Annotated in this window: 14 protein-coding genes and 2 tRNA genes; 2 read left to right on the forward strand and 14 right to left on the reverse strand. The window is 67.5% G+C overall.

Annotation, left to right across the window (positions count from 1 at the left end):
• Positions 1 to 37 precede the first annotated feature (37 nt).
• The 10 genes from pgaD to V3B48_RS13615 all read right to left on the reverse strand — a co-directional run bounded on the left by pgaD (position 38) and on the right by V3B48_RS13615 (position 10,721).
• Entirely contained in the window at positions 38 to 508 is a 471-nt protein-coding gene (gene pgaD / locus V3B48_RS13570; RefSeq protein WP_032129407.1) for a poly-beta-1,6-N-acetyl-D-glucosamine biosynthesis protein PgaD, read from the reverse strand.
• Positions 505 to 1,761, reverse strand: coding sequence for a poly-beta-1,6-N-acetyl-D-glucosamine synthase (pgaC, locus tag V3B48_RS13575; protein ID WP_010486660.1), 1,257 nt, complete (start codon positions 1,759 to 1,761; stop codon positions 505 to 507). The genes pgaD and pgaC overlap by 4 nt, the downstream gene beginning before the upstream one ends.
• A gap of 1 nt (position 1,762) precedes the next feature.
• Entirely contained in the window at positions 1,763 to 3,649 is a 1,887-nt protein-coding gene (pgaB, locus tag V3B48_RS13580) for a poly-beta-1,6-N-acetyl-D-glucosamine N-deacetylase PgaB (protein ID WP_032129408.1), read from the reverse strand.
• Between the two features lies 1 nt (position 3,650).
• On the reverse strand, positions 3,651 to 5,678 hold the full coding sequence (gene pgaA / locus V3B48_RS13585; RefSeq protein ID WP_071229724.1) for a poly-beta-1,6 N-acetyl-D-glucosamine export porin PgaA: 2,028 nt from the start codon (positions 5,676 to 5,678) through the stop codon (positions 3,651 to 3,653).
• 343 nt (positions 5,679 to 6,021) lie between these two features.
• Complete coding sequence (locus V3B48_RS13590; protein ID WP_032129410.1) at positions 6,022 to 7,227, reverse strand: MFS transporter; 1,206 nt, start codon at positions 7,225 to 7,227, stop codon at positions 6,022 to 6,024.
• A 222-nt stretch (positions 7,228 to 7,449) separates the two neighbouring features.
• Positions 7,450 to 7,526: transfer RNA gene (locus V3B48_RS13595), tRNA-Pro, on the reverse strand.
• 140 nt (positions 7,527 to 7,666) lie between these two features.
• Positions 7,667 to 7,743: transfer RNA gene (locus V3B48_RS13600), tRNA-Pro, on the reverse strand.
• 56 nt (positions 7,744 to 7,799) lie between these two features.
• Positions 7,800 to 7,913: a cytochrome bd-I oxidase subunit CydX gene (cydX, locus tag V3B48_RS13605; protein ID WP_032129411.1), complete on the reverse strand. Its 114-nt coding sequence runs from the start codon at positions 7,911 to 7,913 to the stop codon at positions 7,800 to 7,802.
• A 54-nt stretch (positions 7,914 to 7,967) separates the two neighbouring features.
• Positions 7,968 to 9,122 (reverse strand): cytochrome d ubiquinol oxidase subunit II, encoded by a 1,155-nt coding sequence (cydB, locus tag V3B48_RS13610; RefSeq protein WP_329893883.1) that lies wholly within the window; start codon positions 9,120 to 9,122, stop codon positions 7,968 to 7,970.
• A 15-nt stretch (positions 9,123 to 9,137) separates the two neighbouring features.
• Entirely contained in the window at positions 9,138 to 10,721 is a 1,584-nt protein-coding gene (locus V3B48_RS13615; protein WP_032129413.1) for a cytochrome ubiquinol oxidase subunit I, read from the reverse strand.
• 228 nt (positions 10,722 to 10,949) lie between these two features.
• Here V3B48_RS13615 and cydD point away from each other — a divergent pair, with 228 nt between their 5' ends.
• Complete coding sequence (gene cydD / locus V3B48_RS13620) at positions 10,950 to 12,695, forward strand: thiol reductant ABC exporter subunit CydD (protein WP_329893884.1); 1,746 nt, start codon at positions 10,950 to 10,952, stop codon at positions 12,693 to 12,695.
• Positions 12,692 to 14,365, forward strand: coding sequence for a thiol reductant ABC exporter subunit CydC (gene cydC, locus V3B48_RS13625; protein WP_329893885.1), 1,674 nt, complete (start codon positions 12,692 to 12,694; stop codon positions 14,363 to 14,365). Before cydD ends, cydC begins: the two co-directional genes overlap by 4 nt.
• Positions 14,366 to 14,456: 91 nt before the next feature.
• Here cydC and V3B48_RS13630 read toward each other — a convergent pair whose 3' ends face one another.
• The 4 genes from V3B48_RS13630 to V3B48_RS13645 form a co-directional block, all read right to left on the reverse strand.
• Positions 14,457 to 14,801: a DUF1294 domain-containing protein gene (locus V3B48_RS13630; protein WP_329893886.1), complete on the reverse strand. Its 345-nt coding sequence runs from the start codon at positions 14,799 to 14,801 to the stop codon at positions 14,457 to 14,459.
• Positions 14,802 to 15,914, reverse strand: coding sequence for a homoserine O-acetyltransferase (locus V3B48_RS13635; protein WP_049423967.1), 1,113 nt, complete (start codon positions 15,912 to 15,914; stop codon positions 14,802 to 14,804).
• A gap of 198 nt (positions 15,915 to 16,112) precedes the next feature.
• The gene (locus V3B48_RS13640) at positions 16,113 to 17,102 is read right to left on the reverse strand and encodes a cytochrome C biogenesis protein (protein ID WP_121505071.1); all 990 of its coding nucleotides are present in this window, start codon (positions 17,100 to 17,102) and stop codon (positions 16,113 to 16,115) included.
• Positions 17,096 to 17,545 (reverse strand): cytochrome c-type biogenesis protein, encoded by a 450-nt coding sequence (locus V3B48_RS13645; protein WP_121505072.1) that lies wholly within the window; start codon positions 17,543 to 17,545, stop codon positions 17,096 to 17,098. Before V3B48_RS13645 ends, V3B48_RS13640 begins: the two co-directional genes overlap by 7 nt.
• Positions 17,546 to 17,549 lie beyond the last annotated feature (4 nt).

Raw genomic sequence — 17,549 nt, forward strand, 5'->3', positions numbered from 1 at the left:
CAAGGGCCGACCAGGGTCGGTACCCAGGGCAATCGAGCTACACCACTTCCCGGCGGATGCCGATCGGCCGCGCGTGATCGTCCATGTGCAGCGTGGCGGCCTTGCAGCCCAGCAGGCGCTCGGCCAGCCCGGTGCTGGCCCCCAGGTCGGCAGCCACTTCGTTGAGGCTGGCCAGCGGCCGCGGCAGGCGCCGGTCGTGGCCGCGGAAGCGCGCGCGGTTGTACTCGGCCCAGCCGATCAGCAGTACGCTGGCGCACAGCAGCATCAGCGGCAACGCCACCAGCACATAGGGGTCGAACTGGCTTTGCCGTTCGTACAGCTGCTGCCAGGCCAGCTGGCCGCCGACCAGCCACGACACCAGGGTGACCAGTGGGGCCCACAGGTAGAAGTAGAACCCCCAGAACGCGAGGGTGACGAAGCCCCAGGCGGTGCGCTGGAAGCGTGGTTGGCGATGCGGCTTGCGGATCATCCGCGAGTCGAAGCGGTTGGACGGGCGTTGTGCGTTCATCGGATCCCCCGATCGGGACTGGTCCAGGTGGCGCGCTTGCTGCGACGGCGCAGCAGGGTTTTCGGCAACGCCACCAGGGTGGTGGAAAGGCTGATCAACCAGTACGCCATCGGGTACCAGATGACCCAGAAGTAGTTGCGTCCAATCTGTGTTTCGTAACGACGGTCGATGATCAGGCTGCTGGCGAACTGCAGCAGGCAGACCAGGGCCAGGATCACGCCATGCCACTCCGGCAGCAGGCTGGCGATATGCAGTTGCGGGGGCAGTTCGATGAACTTGCCCAGCGCCCACAGCACCACGATGAACAACATGGTGTAAGCCCAGATCACGCTGAGCACGTACTCCAGCAGTACGCCCCACATGCGCCGCTCCTTCCAGTGCAGCAGCGAGCGGGCGTGGCGCAGCATCACCTCCACGCCGCCCTGGGCCCAGCGCAGCCGCTGCCGCCACAGTCCCTTCAGGGTTTCCGGCATCAGGATGAAGCATAGTGCGTTGGGTTCGTAGCGGATGTCCCAGTGCGCGCGCTGCAGCCGCCAGCTGATGTCGATGTCTTCGGTCACCATGTCATCGGACCACCAGCCGACCTGGTGCAGGGCGGTGCGGCGGAAGCCGGCGATCACGCCGGAGATGGTGAAGATGCGCCCGTACACCCGCTGCGCGCGCTTGATCATGCCGATGATCGAGGAGAACTCGGCCACCTGCAGGCGTCCGAGCAGGGTGGAGCGGTTGCGGATGCGCGGGTTGCCGGTGACCGCGCCGACCCGGTTGCCGCTGACCAGGTGCCAGATCATCCAGTGCAGCGCGTGTTCTTCCAGCATCGCGTCGCCGTCGATGCACACCAGGTATTCCGAGCGTGCGGCGAGCGCCCCCATGCGCAGCGCATTGGCCTTGCCGAGGTTGCGGTCCAGGTGCAGCACACGCAGGCGTGGGTGCTTTGCCGCCAGGGCGTCCAGCCGCGCACCCGTGTCGTCGCTGCTGCCGTCGTCGATGGCGATCACCTCATAGTCGGCCGGGTAGCGCTGGGCCAGCGCCGCGCCGAGTGTGTCGTCGAGGTTTGCCGACTCGTTGTGGCAGGGAATCAGCAGGCTCGCGAACGGTGGATCGACCATCAGCGGCGGGTCGTTGCGTGGGCGCGAATGGCGTTCGCGCCGGAAGTAGTAATACAGGCCGCCCGACATCCAGAAGAATGCCATCACCATCGGGTAGTAGAAGGCGAACTGGAACAGGACCTGCAGCAACGGATGCATGTCCATGTCACTTCTCCGGGTACGGGAAGTTGCCGGCGGACATTGCCGCGCGGGCATCGCGGGTGGAGGGCTGGTCGGCGATGAAGTCGTCCGGGTACCAGGCGAAGTGGTGCACGCCCTGCGCCTGCAGCTGGCGGATCTGCGCGCGCAGGCGCTCGGCAGGAATCGGTTGCCCGCTGCGCCAATCGACGGTCTGCAGTTCGAACAGGGTGTGCTGCAGCTGTGGGTCATGTGCACGCACCGCGGCCAGCAGCTGGTCGAGCCAGCGTTCCGGATGCTTGCTGCCTTCCATCCACGGCATCGCCATCAGTGCGGTCTGGTCGTAGGCCTTGTTGAACAGGTCCAGGCGCTGCGCGAACCAGGCTTCGCTCTGCGGGCGCAGCACCGGCTCCGCGTACAGGTTGCGCACCGTGGCCAGCTTCGGCCGCCAGCGCTGCGCGCTGTTGCGCAGCGCCAGGGTGAAGTCGATCAACGCCTGCGTGCGTGCGCTGCCCCCATCGCCGGCCGCCAGCGTGGGCAGCTCGGTATCGCGCAGGTACCCATCGTCATGGAACAGCAGGCCCTCGAAGTAGGAGTTGACCGCCAGATCCTCGTAGAGGTCGAGCATGACCTGGCGCGCCTGGGGATTGGTGAAGTCCAGCCGGTACATGCCATCGGCATCGCCGTTGCGGATCGCCAGCGCCTTGCGCTGCACCGGGTCGGGCAGCTCGAAGCCGAGTACCGGCAGCCATGCGTAGACCTTCACCCCCGCACGCGATTTCAGCTGCCAGGCGACGCGACTGAACAGGTCCGCGCGCATCGGCATGTGGCGGTTGGGGAAGTACAGTGCATCGGCGGTGTTGTTGCCGTCCGGGTCGGCGAACGCCTGCAGGTAGACGTGCGTCGGTGCGATGCGCTTGACCCGCTCGATCAGTGCATCCAGATTGCGCGCCTGCTGTGCGGGCTCCGGATCGTAGACATCATCCAGGTCGATCTGCAGGGCACGGATGCCATCGAGCGCGACGTCGCGGCGCAGCTCGTAGGCCAGCCCCTCCACGGTCGGGTTGTCGCTGACCAGGAAGCGCGCCAGGCCATGCAGGTCGCTGGCCACCGGCGTGCTGCGGCCCTCCAGATCGAAGGACACCGGCATGCCCAGCTGCTCGGCGATGTCGTTGCTCAACTGGTTGTAGGCCGCGTATGGCCAGACGATGGCGCGCGGGCGCACGCCCAGATGCTGCTCGATGCGCTGCACGCTGCGCGAGAGATCGGCGCGCAGGCGTTGCGCGTACTGCGCCTCGCTCTCATAGCTGCGCGTGGCGGGGTTGTAAACGCGGGTCACGACAGCGGGGGTGGAGTTCCCCTGTGGGTTGGCGAGCACCCCGTGGTGCAGGTCGTCGGTATGGCTGGCCACTTCGATCAGGCCGCTGTCGTGCATCTGCTTCAGCTGTGCCCAGGTGATGAAGTCGTCGCGGCCGAACGGCCGGTAGCCATAGTCGATGGTGCGGCCAGGTGCCATGTCCACATAGTCGGTGATCACCGCCACCAGCGCCGGATAGCGGTAAGCTTGCAGCAACGGGAAGGCCTTGTCGTAGACGCTGCGCAGGCCGTCATCGAAGGTCAGCAGTACCGGTTTCGGTGGCAGCGTGGCGCGTCCCCGGGAGGCGTCGATCACCTGCGACAGCGACACCGGGTGGTAACCGTGTGCCCCCAGCCAGTCCAGATGGGCGGCGAAGTTCTGCGTGCTCACCGCATAGGTATCGGCATCCCCCTTGGCTGCGACCTGGTCGCGGATGTCGTGGTAGCTGAGGATCAGCAGGCCGTTGTCGATCGCATCGAGATGCAGGGCCTGCTGCGCGAAGGCCGGCGGCGCAGCCGACAGCAGCAGGAGCACGATCAGGCGCAGGATGCGGGTCATGTCAGTCTCCCCAGCGCAGTGCGGCTTCGAAGCCGATATGGCGTTCGCGATGGCCGTCGTAGACCGGCCGCGACCAGCGCACGCCATACTCGAACACGCGGCCCTGGCCCAGCTGCCACTCGTGCATGTATGACACCGACGGCACCAGTGCACTGCCGAAGCCGTCCTGCCAGTAATCGCCCAGCGAGACGGTCAGCCGGTGGCGGAAGTGGCGTTCGTAGTGGCGCCACAACTGCTGGTCGATGCGCAGGCCGATCTCGACCATGCGATCACGCTTCGGGTTGAAGTAGGGAGCATCATCACGGCTGCCGCGACTGGTGTAGGCACTGCCCAGGCCATCGATCAGCCACCGTGGGCGTGTCAGCAGCCGCTGCTCGACGCTGGTGCTGAACAGTTCGCGATGGTTGCCATCGTCGTAGCGGAAGCGGCTGGCGCCGAACATCCAGTGCGTGCGTTCGCTGCGCCGGTAGTCGACCTGCGCGCTGACGCTGTCGGCAGTGATGCCGGCCACGCGCGCCTGCATTGATGCATCCGGATCATTGCGTGCGGCGGTCAGTCCGGCATGCCAGTGGTCGTTGAACTGCCAGCCCACGCCGACGCGCAGGCCGGTATCACCGATGTGGTCGTTGGCGCGCAGCACTGCAGCTTCCGCATCCAGACGGCCGAATCGGTAGCGTACGCCCGCGCCCAGCCACAGCGGGTCGATGCGCTGGTCCTGGAAATCGACCGAGCGCCGGTCAGCGAAGGCGAACAGCCGCCAGCGATCGTCGAGTACGGGTGTCTGGACTTCCATGCCATAGCGGCGGTCGTCGTTGCCCAGTGGCGAGGTGCCACCACCGCCGGAACTGCGCCCGATGTCGGTCCATGCCTTCAGCTGCCAACCGCGGTGCGCGCGCCAGGCCTGGTCCATGCGTTCGACGGCGGGCTGGGTGGGGTAGCGCGCGACCAGATCGTCGTGCAGCGGTCGCGCCAGGTCATCGCGCTGCAGGGCGACGTAGGCTTCCTGCATGCCCAGCCGTGGCTCGATGTCGCGCGGGTCCAGCGCATGCGCCATCTGTTGCCGTTGCAGCGCCCTGCGTGGCCAGCCGCGCATCATGTACACGCTGCCCAGCGCGCTCTGCAGGCCGCCGTTGCCCGGTGCGATGTCGACCATCGATTCCAGATCGCGCTGCGCGGTGGGCAGGTCACCGCTGTAGGCGCGCACCATCGCCAGGTTGAGGTCGGCTTCGTAGCGCGACCAGTTTGGATACGGCGACTTGCCGTTGCTCCAGCGCCAGGCAGGTTCCTTGTCGCGCCACGCCTGCAGCAGGTCGACGGCCTTTTCCTGCTGCTCGCTTTCCAGGTAGGCGTAAGCCAGTTCCGAATGCGAGGCGTCGCGCGTCGGATCGCCTGCGACGGCCGCCTGCAGCACCGGAATGGCTTCTTCCGGATGCAGCGTGCCCATCAGCGAATCGCCGACCGCAGGCAGAACATAGTCGGGCAGGGCATGGCCTTCAGCCTGCAGTGCGCGGGCTTCCTCTCGCACCTGCGCATGGCGGCCCAGCCGGTTGAGCAGGATCAGCCGGTCCATGCGGATGCGCAATGGCGCCTGCACAGGTGGGGTGCCTTCGCTGCCCAGATAGCGCTGCATGCGCGCCAGGGTCGATTCGGCTTCTTCCAGCCGGCTGTCTTCGCTGCTGCTGTAGGCCAGGCTCCAGACCACCAGCTTGGCCAGGTAGTCGCCTTCGATGCGTTGCTTCTGAGCAGCGTCGAACAGTTGCGGGCGCTGCTGGTACAGCTCCCAGGCGCGCCAGGCATTGCCGATGTCGCCCAGGGTCAGGACGCGCAGCTTGAACAGCAGGTCGTCGTTGGGCTGCTGCTGGCTGGCGCGCTCGATCGCGCCGAGCGCATCCAGCCAACGGGCCTGGTCGCGGTAGCGGCCGATCTCGGCCAGGGCCGCCTCGCGGTCAGGCGGGGCAGCGCTGCTGGCCCAGGCCAGGGCGGTACAGGCAAGGCCGACGCAGAGCGCCAGCCGGCGGTGGACAACCATTGGGGACCCCCTTGGCTTCCGAACCAGACAACCTGAAAAATGTGACGCACATCACATGCCAGATTTTGGGATGGCCGTGGCCTGCGTCACTCCCCTCGCGAACTCCCATCCAGCAGGGATGGGCGAAACCAGGACAGCGACCTGCAATGTCTTGTCTGAAACGAGAGTCCCCCGCACACCGAGTGGTGGCCTGGGCGGCGCTGCCGCCCCCATGCCCGATGCCGGCACGCGGCAAGGATGGGCATTCGTGGGCACTATCCGCCCGGAATTGTCAGCCCGGCGTCAAAATGCGCAGACGGGCTGACGAGCGGTAGGTGGGGCCGGTTGCGAGGCCCCACGTGGCTTACCAGAGGTCTTCCAGCTTGCGCGGCTTGCAGGCCACCCAGGAGGCGCACAGCATCAGGGTGGCGCAGCCGAACAGGAAGCTGAATGGGATCGTCCAGCCGTCGCTGACGGTGTGCAGCCAGCCGACCAGGAACGGCCCCAGGCAGCTGAAGCTGTAGCCCACGCCCTGCATGAACCCGGACAGCGCGGCCGAGCCGGTGGGGGTGCGGGTGCGCAGGTTGATCAGGGTCAGCGCCAGCGGGAAGGTGGACGGACCGACGCCGAGCAGGCAGGCCCACAGCAGCGGCGCCTTCATCGGGGCCACAAGCAGGCCGGTGAAGGCGATCACGAACGAGAAGAAACCGATCAGCACCAGCGGGAACGGGTTCTGCAGGCGCACCGCCATCGACGGAATGACCAGCGACGGCAGCAGGCCCAGTGCCGAGAACACGGCGACCATCACGCCGCCGAACGCGGGCGTGCCACCGGCCTCGACCACGATGCGCGGCAGCCAGGTGAACATCGAATAGGTCATCAGCGAGGTCATGCCGAACATGAGCGTCATGCTCCAGCCCAGCGACGTGCGCCAGACCTTGCCGTGCGGCTGTGCGGTGGGATCGGTGGCGTCGGCCTGCGGCTTCGGTGCGCGCCTGGCCAGCAGCAGCCACGGCAGGGCGGCGGCCAGCGCCAGCAGCGCCCACATGCCCAGCGACACGCGCCAGCCCGCAGCATTCGCCACCGGCACTGCCAGCAGCGCCGGCAGCATCGTGCCCAGCTGCAGCACGCTGATGTACAGCGTGCTCATGGTGCCAACCTTGTTGGCGAAATAGCGCTTCACCAGCGGCGGCACCACCACGTTGCCGATGCCCATGCCGGCCAGTGCAACCACCGAACCGAGCAGCAGCGTGCCGACGTTGCCGGCGCTGGAACGCAGCAGCAGGCCGGCCATCGCCATCACCATCGCCAGCAGCGTGGTGCGTTCCAGGCCCAGGCGCCGCGCCAATGCCGGCGTGGCCACGCCGAACAGCGCGAACGAGGCGGTCGGCAGCATGCCCAGCACGCCGGTCATGGTGGTGCCGAAGCCGAACTGCTGGCCGAGCACGTCCAGCAGCGGGGTGATCGAGGTGACCGCAGTGCGCAGGTTGACCGCTGCCAGCAGGATCGCGGCAAACGCGAGGACACGGCCGTGCAGCAGCGACGGCGAATCGGAAGGGGAGGAACTCATCGGTGGTCCTTGCAGGTGTCGCACGCCGCAGCAACGGCATGCAGCGCCGGCATCGGTCTACGCCGAAGCGGCAGGTGGGGGTGGGGGCTGCAGGAGGGCCGGCAGCGCGGCCATTGTACGTGCGCTGCGCGGCAAGGTCCCGTCACGCGGGCGGCCTGGCGCTTGATACAAAAAAACCCGGAGGACAGTGATGTCTTCCAGGCTTCTTGGTGACCACCGAAGTGGTCGGGGAGACAGGATTCGAACCTGCGACCTCTACGTCCCGAACGTAGCGCTCTACCAGACTGAGCTACACCCCGAAGGGAGCCGCCTATTCTAGCGATTCACCCCGATGGCGGCAAGGGGTGAATGCTGTTTTCTTCACACTGCCGAAGCAGTGCCACTTCAGGGAACAAAAAAGCCTGGACGACTTCACCAGGCTTCAATGCGACCACTTGAGTGGTCGGGGAGACAGGATTCGAACCTGCGACCTCTACGTCCCGAACGTAGCGCTCTACCAGACTGAGCTACACCCCGAAGGAGCCGCCTAAGATACCGTGTGAAGGCCCTGTCGGCAACCCTTTTTTACAGTTTCAATGCACGTCGTTGTCGGTGCGGGCGCTTTCGCGCGCTTCGAACCACATCCCGTTGAGGATGGCCACGACCGAGGCCAGTCCGGCACCGAGAATCCAGGCGAAATACCACATGGTCAATCTCCTATGTTCAAGGGATGTGCCGACCGTAGGCCGGCACACCGGCAATCAGTAAGCGTTGGGGTTGTCGCCCATTTCCTCGACCGTCGTCTTGCCCTTCAGTACGCGGTACACCCAGGTGGTGTAAGCGATGATGATCGGCAGGAAGATGGCCGTGGCCAGCAGCATGACCCACAGCGTCAGATGGCTGGACGAGCTGTCCCAGACAGTCAGGCTGGAGGTGGGCTGGCTGGAGGACGGCAGCAGGAACGGGAAGATCGCAAAGCCGACGGTCAGGATGATGCCGGCGATCGAGGCGCCCGAGGCGATGAAGGCCAGGCCACCACGACGTGCGCGCAGCAGTACCGCGCTGGCCAGTGCGCCCAGCAGGCCCAGCACCGGGAACACCAGCGTCGCCGGCATGGAGCTGTAGTTGCGCAGCCAGCCACCGGCGGCCGTGCCCAGTTCGGCGGTCTTCAGCAGCGGATTGGTCGGGCCATCGGTGACCACCTGCGAGGTGATCTGGTAACCCGGCAGGCCGAAGGCCACCCAGGCACCGGCCACGGCGAACAGCACGAAGCTGACGATGGCGGCGACGCTGCCGTAACGTGCGGCACGTTCGGCCACCGGGCCGTCGGTCTTGATCACCAGCATGGCCGCACCATGCGAAACCAGCATGGCCACGCTGATCAGGCCGGCGATGAGCGCGAACGGGGTGAGCAGGCCGAAGAACGAACCGGTGTAGGTCACGCGCAGGGTGTCATCGAAGTGGAACGGCACACCCAGCAGCACGTTGCCCACGGCGACGCCGGCAATCAGGCCCGGCAGCAGGCCGCCGATGAACAGCACGCGGTCCCAGTTGTCGCGCCAGCGCTTGGACGGCAGCTTGCTGCGGTACTTGAAGCCGACCGGGCGCAGGATCAGCCCGAACAGCATCGCAAACACCGCCAGGTAGAAGCCGGAGAAGCTGACCGCATACAGCGGCGGCCATGCGGCGAAGATCGCGCCACCACCCAGCACCAGCCAGACCTGGTTGCCTTCCCACACCGGGCCGACGGTGTTGATCACCAGCCGGCGTTCTTCATCGGTCTTGGCCACGAACGGCAGCAGCGTGCCGACACCAAGATCGAAACCATCCATCACGGCCCAGCCGATCAGCAGGATGCCGAGCAGCAGCCACCAGATCACGCGGAGCGTGGTGTAATCAAGTGCAATGAATTCCATCTGGATTCTCCTGCCTCAGGCCTGGCCGGGGGCGACTGCATTGGGGGAAGCGGGGCGGATATCGGCCTGCAGCGAGGGCAGGATGTCGTCCGGACCCTTGCGGACCGCCTTCAGCATCAGCTTGATCTCGATGATCAGCAGCACCGTGTACAAGCTGGTGAACACCGCCAGCGTGGTCAGGATTTCATGCAGTGCCAGGCCCGATGCCGCGTAGAAGGTGGGCAGCACACCATCCACCGCCCACGGCTGGCGGCCGTACTCGGCGACGAACCAACCGCACTCGATCGCGATCCACGGTGCCGGCAGCGACCACACGGCCAGCTTCAGGAACCAGCGCTTGTCCTGGAAGTTGTTGCGGCACGAGAAGTAGAACGCCAGTGCGAAGAAGGCGATCAGGTAGAAGCCCAGGCCCGCCATGATGCGGAAGGTCCAGAACAGCGGGGCCACGCGCGGGACGGTATCCATCGCGGCCTTGGAGATTTCCTCCGGCGTCGCGTTGAGGATGTCTTCGCGGTAGCGCTTCAGCAGCAGGCCGTGGCCGAGATCCTGCCAGTGGCGATCGAACATCTCGCGTGCTTCGAGGTCGTTCCGGTTCTTCTTCACGCGTTCCAGTGCGCCATAGGCGATCTGGCCGCCGCGGATGCGGTGCTCGGCACGCTCCACCAGTTCCAGGATGCCCGGGATCGGCTGGTCCAGCGAACGGGTGGCGATCAGGCCCATCAGGTACGGGATCTTCACCGCGTAGTCGTTCTGGTGGGTGTCCTGGTTGGGAATGCCGAAGGCGGTGAAGTCGGCCGGTGCACGCTCGGTTTCCCACATTGCTTCGATCGCGGCCAGCTTCATCTTCTGGTGTTCGCTGGCGGCGTAACCACTCTCGTCACCCAGCACCACCACCGACAGCGAGGACAGCAGGCCGAAGGCTGCGGCCACCGCGAACGAACGGCGGGCCATGTCCCGATGCTTGTTGCGCAGCAGGTACAGGGCGCTGATCGACATCACGAAGATCGCACCGGTCACGTAGCCGGCACTGACGGTGTGCACGAACTTGGCCTGGGCCACCGGGTTCAGCAGAACCGCAGCGAAGTCGACCACTTCCATGCGCATCGTTTCCGGGTTGAACACCGCACCGGTCGGGTTCTGCATCCAGCCGTTGGCGATCAGGATCCACACCGCCGACAGGTTGGTGCCCAGCGCCATCAGCCAGGTCACAGTAAGGTGCTTGACCGGGCTCAGGCGCTTCCAGCCGAAGAAGAACAGGCCGATGAAGGTCGCTTCCAGGAAGAACGCCATCAGGCCTTCGATGGCCAGCGGCGCACCGAAGATGTCGCCCACGTAGTGGCTGTAGTAGGACCAGTTCATGCCGAACTGGAACTCCATCACCAGGCCGGTGGCCACGCCGATGGCGAAGTTGATGCCGAACAGGGTGCCCCAGAACAGGGTCATCTGCCGCCAGACCTGCTTGCGGGTCATGACGTACACGCTCTCCATGATGGCCACCATGAAGGACAGGCCAAGCGTGAGCGGGACGAATAGGAAGTGGTACATCGCGGTCAGAGCGAATTGCAGCCGCGACAGTTCTACGACTGTCTGATCAATCATGGCCTGGCTACCTCGTTGGATAGTGCCGTTGCAGGTGGCGGGAAGGGTGGTCTACGGGGTGAATGATGTGACCGACTACTTCAAACAGCCTTGATCCAGATCAATGTATGAATGGGTATTCAGGAGGATCGTATGCCAACCCGATGAAGACTGCGACCGCCGGCCGCAGGGGGAGGCTGTTGCCTGCGCCTACAATGCCGTGTCTCCCCTGTTACCCGTGAAGACCCCTTGAGCGCTGCCGAAACGACCCCTGACGGCCTTTCCCCGGAAGCCGAAACGACCCGCCAGCGGCGTGCCCGCACCGCCTGGCTGGCCGATCTTGCGCGCTCCGCTCGAGGTCGCCAGCGGCTGGCGGCGCTGTGCATCAGCCTGTCCGGGGCGCTGCTGATCGGCCAGGCCGCTGCCATCGCCTGGCTGGTGCAGCAGGTGCTGGTGGAGCGCGCACCGCTGGCGTCGGGCCTGCCGGTGCTCGCTGGGCTGGCGGTGATCCTGGTGCTGCGCACGCTGCTGGGCAGCGCCACCCAGGCGGCTGCCGGTGATGTGGCCGATGCCGCGCGGTTGGCGCTGCGCGAGCGTGTGTTCGCGCGCCTGCTTGGGCATGGGCCGCTGTGGCTGCGCCAGCGCCGCACCGGCGAGCTGGGCGAACTGATGCTGCATCACGGTGATGCGATCGAGAGCTATTACAGCGGCTTCCTGCCGGTGCGCACCGAAGTGGTGGTGGTGCCGCTGCTGATCCTGGCCGCAGTGGCCTGGGTGGATTGGGTGGTGGCGCTGATCCTGCTGTTCACCGCACCGCTGGTGCCGTTCTTCATGATGCTGGTGGGCTGGGGCGCTGAAGCCGCCGGCCGTGCGCAGCTGGGCGAGCTGGCGCGGATGAGCGGCCACTTCGCCGACCGCATCAAGGGGCTGGGCCTGCTGCGCCTGTATGGCCGCGGCGAGGCCGAACTGGACGGCATCGCGGCCGCCGCCGAAGGCGTGCGCGTGCGTACGATGAAGGTGCTGCGCATCGCCTTCCTGTCGTCCACGGTGCTGGAATTCTTCGCCTCGGTGAGCGTGGCGATGGTTGCGCTGTACCTGGGCCTGAGTTATCTGGGCCTGATGACGCTGCATGCAGCAGTGCCGACGCTGGGCGCTGGGCTGTTCTGCCTGCTGCTGGCGCCGGAGTTCTACGCGCCGCTACGGCGTCTGGCCGCGCACTACCACGATCGTGCCAACGCACTGGCTGCCGCCGCCGAGGTGGAGCGCCTGCTGCAGTCGCTGCCCGATGAGCAGGGCCTGATCGAGAACGAGATCGCGCCGCTGGCGGTGGAGCCGGCCGAGGCCGCATTGCCGCCGCTGCAGGCGCAGGGGCTGGTGCTGCGCCCGTTGGGCGCGCCGCACGACGTGCTGCAGGATCTGGATGTGCTGCTGGAACCGGGCCAGCGCCTGGCCCTGGTCGGCCCCAGCGGATCCGGCAAGAGCACGCTGCTGGAAGCACTGGCCGGATGGTTGCCGCCGCGTGCCGGCAAGCTGCAGCTGCGTCCCGGCGTGCAGGTGGCCTATGCCAGCCAGCGGCCGTACCTCTTCCACGGCAGCATCGCCGACAACCTGCGCCTGGCCGATCCCGGTGCCAGCGATGCGCGGTTGCGCGCAGTGGCCGAGGCCTCGCAGGTGCTGCAGTTCGCACAGCGCCTGCCGCAGGGGCTGGATACCGTGATCGGCGAGCGCGGCTTCGGCCTGTCCGGTGGTGAAGCACGCCGCATCGGTCTGGCCCGCCTGCTGCTGCGCGACCCGCAGGTGCTGCTGCTGGACGAACCGACTGCGTTCCTCGATGCCGATACCGAAGCCGCGCTGCTGCGCAGCCTGGCCGCCTATGCACGTGGACGTACCGTGGTGGTCGCCACCCACAGCCCTGCGGTGATCGCGTGGGCTGACCGTTGCCTGCTGTTGCCGGAAGGCCGCCTGGTCGAGCCGGCACAGGCGGTGCGCGCATGAGCCGTTCGCCTGATTCGCTGCGCGCGGTGTTCCTGCGCCATCGCCCGCGTCTGCTGCTGACCGTGCTGCTGCTGTGGATCACGATGCTGGCCGGCACCGCCCTGCTGGGCCTGTCCGGTGGCTTCCTGACCGCCGCTGCGCTGGCCGGTGCGGCCGGGCTGGCGCAGGGCTTCAACTTCTTTTCGCCGTCGGCCGGCATCCGCGGCCTGACCATGGCGCGCATCGTGTCGCGTTACTTCGAAAAGCTGGTCGGCCACGATGCCACCCTGCGCATCGCCCGCGACCTGCGCGTGTGGTTCTTCCGCCGCGCGCTGCCACTGGCACCGGCTCGGCTGGGGGCCACGCGTACCGGCGAACTGCTGGCACGCCTGCTGGGTGACATCAATGAGGTGGATGGCCTGCTGGTGCGTGCGATCGGGCCGCTGGTGGCGCTGGGTGTGCTGTCACTGGTGGCGATCGCCTCGGCCGCTGTGATCCTGCCGTCTGCGGCGGTACTGCTGGCGGTGCTGGCGTTGCTGATCGCCTTCGGTGTGCCGTGGCTGGGCGTGCGTGGTCGCGACGATGAGGAGGCCGACCGTGCCGCGCATCGTGCTGCCCTGCGTACCGCAGCCTTCGAAGGACTGGAGGGCGCGGGTGATCTGGCCGCGTTGCATGCCGATGCAGCGTGGCAGTTGAAGGTGCGCGTGGCCGCCAAGCAGCTGGCTTCGCGGGATCGTCGTCGGCGCTGGCGCCTGATCGCGGCCTCGACCCTGCATGGCCTGGTCGCCGGGCTGGGCCTGGTGGCGATGCTGGCATTGGCCCTGCATGCGGCCGAACAGCAGCGCATCGCGCCGGAAATGGCGGCGGGTCTGGTGTTCCTCACCGTGGCACTGATCGAACTGTGGGCCGGCATGGGCCTGGCCTGGCAGTCGCTGCAGTCCGGGCGCATCGCCGCCGATCGCCTGCAGGCCATCGTCGAGCAACCGCCGACGGTGGAGGACCCGCAGGCGCCGCAGGCGGTGCCGCAGGCCGCGCGCGTGCATTGGGATGACGTGCACTTCCAGTGGCCCGGTGCGGCGCGGCCGGTGTTGTCCGGCCTGCAGCTGACCCTGGCGCCGGGTGAGCGGATCGCGATTCGCGGCGACAGCGGCAGTGGCAAGACCACCCTGTCGAGCCTGCTGCTGCGGTTATGGGATCCGCAACAAGGACGGTTGACCTACGGGGGCCGCGACCTGCGTGATTTCGCCCAGGGCGACTGGCACCGGCAACTGGCGTGGCTGCCGCAGAACGCGCCGGTGTTTGCCGGCAGCGTGGCCGAGAACCTGCGATTGGGTGATCCCGATGCCAGTGACGCAGCGTTGTGGGCGGTGCTGCGTCGCGTGCGCCTGGGTGAGTGGGCCGAGCGCAACGGTGGCCTGCAGACCTGGGTGGGCGAGAACGGCGCGACGATGTCGGCCGGCCAGGCACGACGCCTGGCGCTGGCGCGCGCGCTGCTGCGCAATGCGCCGATCCTGCTGCTGGACGAACCGACCGAAGGCCTGGATGTGGATACCGCACGTGCGTTGCTGCAGGACCTCTCCGGGTTGCTGGACGGGCGCAGCCTGCTGATGATCACCCACGACGACCTGCCCGACGGCGTGGTGGATGCGCAGTACCGGTTGCGTGATGGGGGAGTGGTGCGCGAAGCGTGAATGGTAGTGCCGGCCGCTGGCCGGCAACCTCATGGCGCTTGATATGGATACGCAATTGCCGGCCAGCGGCCGGCACCACCCATTCGAACGGTTACCACGAGAACTCGCGCAGCATCACCGCGATCGAGGCCACGCTGGCCAGCACGCACAGCCAGAACACCCACTGGAATTCGGCTTTGCGATGCTTGTGGCGGAACAGCGCCTGGCCCAGCAGCCCGCCCGGCCAACCGCCGGCAAAAGCCAGCAACTGCAGTGTGCGCTCGGGAATCCGCCACTGCTTTCGCTGCGCCGCGCGCTTGTCGTGGCCGTACAGGCCGAACGACACCGCGCTGGCGAGCAGGCACCAACCGCCCAGCCACAGCGGCAGCACGCCGCTGACCGTCAGTGCGATCAACGCACCGAATGCGGCCAGCGCGAGGTTACGCCGCCATGCCACTTACAGCGCGTCGAGGAAGCCGCGCACGGCCGGGCCGAAACGCTCGAAATCGACGAGGAAGGCGTCATGGCCCTGCGGCGACTCCAGGCCGATGAAGCGCGCATCGGCACCGCCTGCGCGCAGGCCGTCGGCGACCTGTTGCTGCTGCTGCACCGGGAACAGGATGTCGGTGTTGGCGCCGATCGCCAGCGCCTTCTCCACCCGGATCTTCGCCAGCCCGGCCAGCACATCACCGTCGGCGTATTCGGCCAGGTCGAACCAGTCCATCGAACGGCTCAGGTACAGATAGCAGTTCGGATCGAAGAAGCGCACGAAGCGCCGGGCATGGCCTTCCAGGTAGCTTTCCACCTGGAATTCCAGGCCGAACGGATCGTCGTCGGCCTGGTCCGAATCCAGCCGCACGCGGCCGAAGCGGCCATCCCATTCCAGTGCCGAACGGTAGGTGATCACGCCCAGCTTGCGCGCCATGCGCATGCCGGACTCGGGATACTCGGCATCGTCGTAGTGACCGCCATTCCAGCGCGGATCAAGACGGATTGCCTCGCGCTGCAGTGAACGGATCGCGATCGAGAACGGCAGTGCCTGCGCACTGCCGGAAATGTTGACGTGGCTGCGCGCAATGCCCGGGTGCAGCATCAGTACCGCGAGTGCGGTCATGCCGCCCATTGAATTGCCGACCACGCAGGCAAGCTGTTCGATGCCCAGTGCACGCACGACTTCGATCGCGGCGCGTGCGCCGTCTTCGATCGACAGCTCGGGGAAGTCGAGGCGATACGGTTGGCCCGTGGCCGGGTTGAGCGAGGCGGGACCGGTCGAGCCCTTGCAGCTGCCCAGCGAATTCACGCAGACCACGAACCAGCGGTCGGTATCGATCGGCTTGCCGGGGCCGACCATGCCTTCCCACCAGCCCGGTGCGGAGTTGGCGTCATTGGCCGCGGCGTGTGCATCCGGCGACAGGCCGGTCACGATCAGGATCGCGTTGCTGGCGTCGGCCGCCAGCGTTCCCCAGGTTTCGTAGGCCACGCGTGCGCCGTGCAGGGCGCCACCGCGCTTGAATGGGAACGGCGAGGGCAGGGCGTGGAAGCGGGTGCCGGGCGGGATGAATTCGGTCATGCAGTCATTCTAGCTGGGCCGCATGTGGAGCTGGCGACACGCTGGTTTCCATCGGCGATGCACCGGGTAGTGGCGGGGGGGGGGGGGGGCCCCCCCCCCCCCGGCGGGGGGGGGCGGGGGGGGGGGGCGCGCGCCGCGCGCCCCCGCCCCACTACTCTGTGGGCGGCCCGCGGGGGGGCGCCCCCCCCCCCCCCGCCACTACGGGAACCGCAGCTCCACCACGCCTTCATGCGGCAGGCTCACCTTCACCGGCACGCTCTGCAGATCGTCCTCGCTGCGGTTGGCACTGCCGCTGCGCGAGATGCGTGCCAGCACTTCTACTTCGCGATGCGCGGACAACGGTGCGGTCGGCATCGGGCTGTCTGCGTCGCCCAGCCCGACCGTGGCCGGGAAACCGGCCAGAGGCAGCTTGCGTGCGGCCACCGGCATCGGCGGTCCACCCACGGCGCGGGCCAGCACGAATACCTGGGTGCTGGCGGGCCACTCGGCGTTGTTCAGCGCAGGCAGTTGCACGCGCACCTGCAGCAGCGCCGGTGGCGCCGCAGCGGCAGCATCGGGCGCCTGGCCGGCGGCTTCGCGGGCGATGGCGATCTGCGCCTGCAGCGCCTGCGCGGCGCCGGGCTCAAGCCGTGGCAGCAGGCCGCCCCAGATGTCGGCAGCCTCGGCATTCTTTCCGCGCTGGCGCAGGGCGATGCCCAGCAGCCAGCTGGCGCGCTCTGCATCGGGCGCCAGCGCACGGGCCTGCTGCAACCAGGCCATCGCGGTGTCATCGAACTGCTTGCCGGCATCGGCCTGCGCACGTGCCTGCGCCGCTTCCACCAGCACGCCGGGGTCTTCCGGGGCGAGAGCGGCAGCACGTGCGAAGGCGTCCGCGGCGGCTGCGGCGTTGCCCAGTTCGGCCTGCGACCGGCCCAGCAGCGTCCAGCCATCGGCTCGCTGCGGGTCTCGCTTCAGTGCATCCTGCAGGGCCTGCACGCCATCGCGCAGGGTGGCTACCGACGGGGTCGGTTGTACCTGTGCGGCACGCGGATCACCAACCAGCAGATACAGGCAGGCTCCGGCCACGCCCAGCGCGAGCACGCCCACCACGAAACCGCGGCGACCGTGGTGGCGCAGCGGCCACAGCACCAGCGCCGCCATCAGTGCGGCCACCAGTCCAGCCAGCATCGCCAGCCAATGGCTCACCATCCGTCTCCTTCATCGGTCTTGCTGGCGGGGGCGGCAGCAACCGTGCGGCCACGGCGGCGGACGATGCCCAGTACCACCAGCGCGCCGGCGCCCAGCACCAGCAGCGGACCGCCCCACAGCAGCCAGGTGCCCGGCTGCAGAGGCGGTTGATAGAGCACGAACTCACCGTAGCGCGCGACCAGGAACTGCTTGATCTGTGCGTCGTCGCGGCCCTGCTGCATCAGCTGCAGCACCTCGCGGCGCAGGTCCTGCGCGATCTGCGCGTTCGAGTCGGCCAACGACTGGTTCTGGCACTGCACGCAGCGCAGCTGCGCGGCCAGGTCGTGGAAGCGGCGTTCCTCGGCGCCATCGCGGAACTGCAGCGGCTGCGGGTCGTGCAGCGGCTGCTGGGCCAGCGCGGCCAACGGCAGCATCAGGAGCAGCAGCGCCAGCAGCCAGCGCATCGGT

This window comes from Stenotrophomonas sp. SMYL20 (assembly GCF_036320045.1).
Classification (GTDB): domain Bacteria; phylum Pseudomonadota; class Gammaproteobacteria; order Xanthomonadales; family Xanthomonadaceae; genus Stenotrophomonas; species Stenotrophomonas maltophilia_A.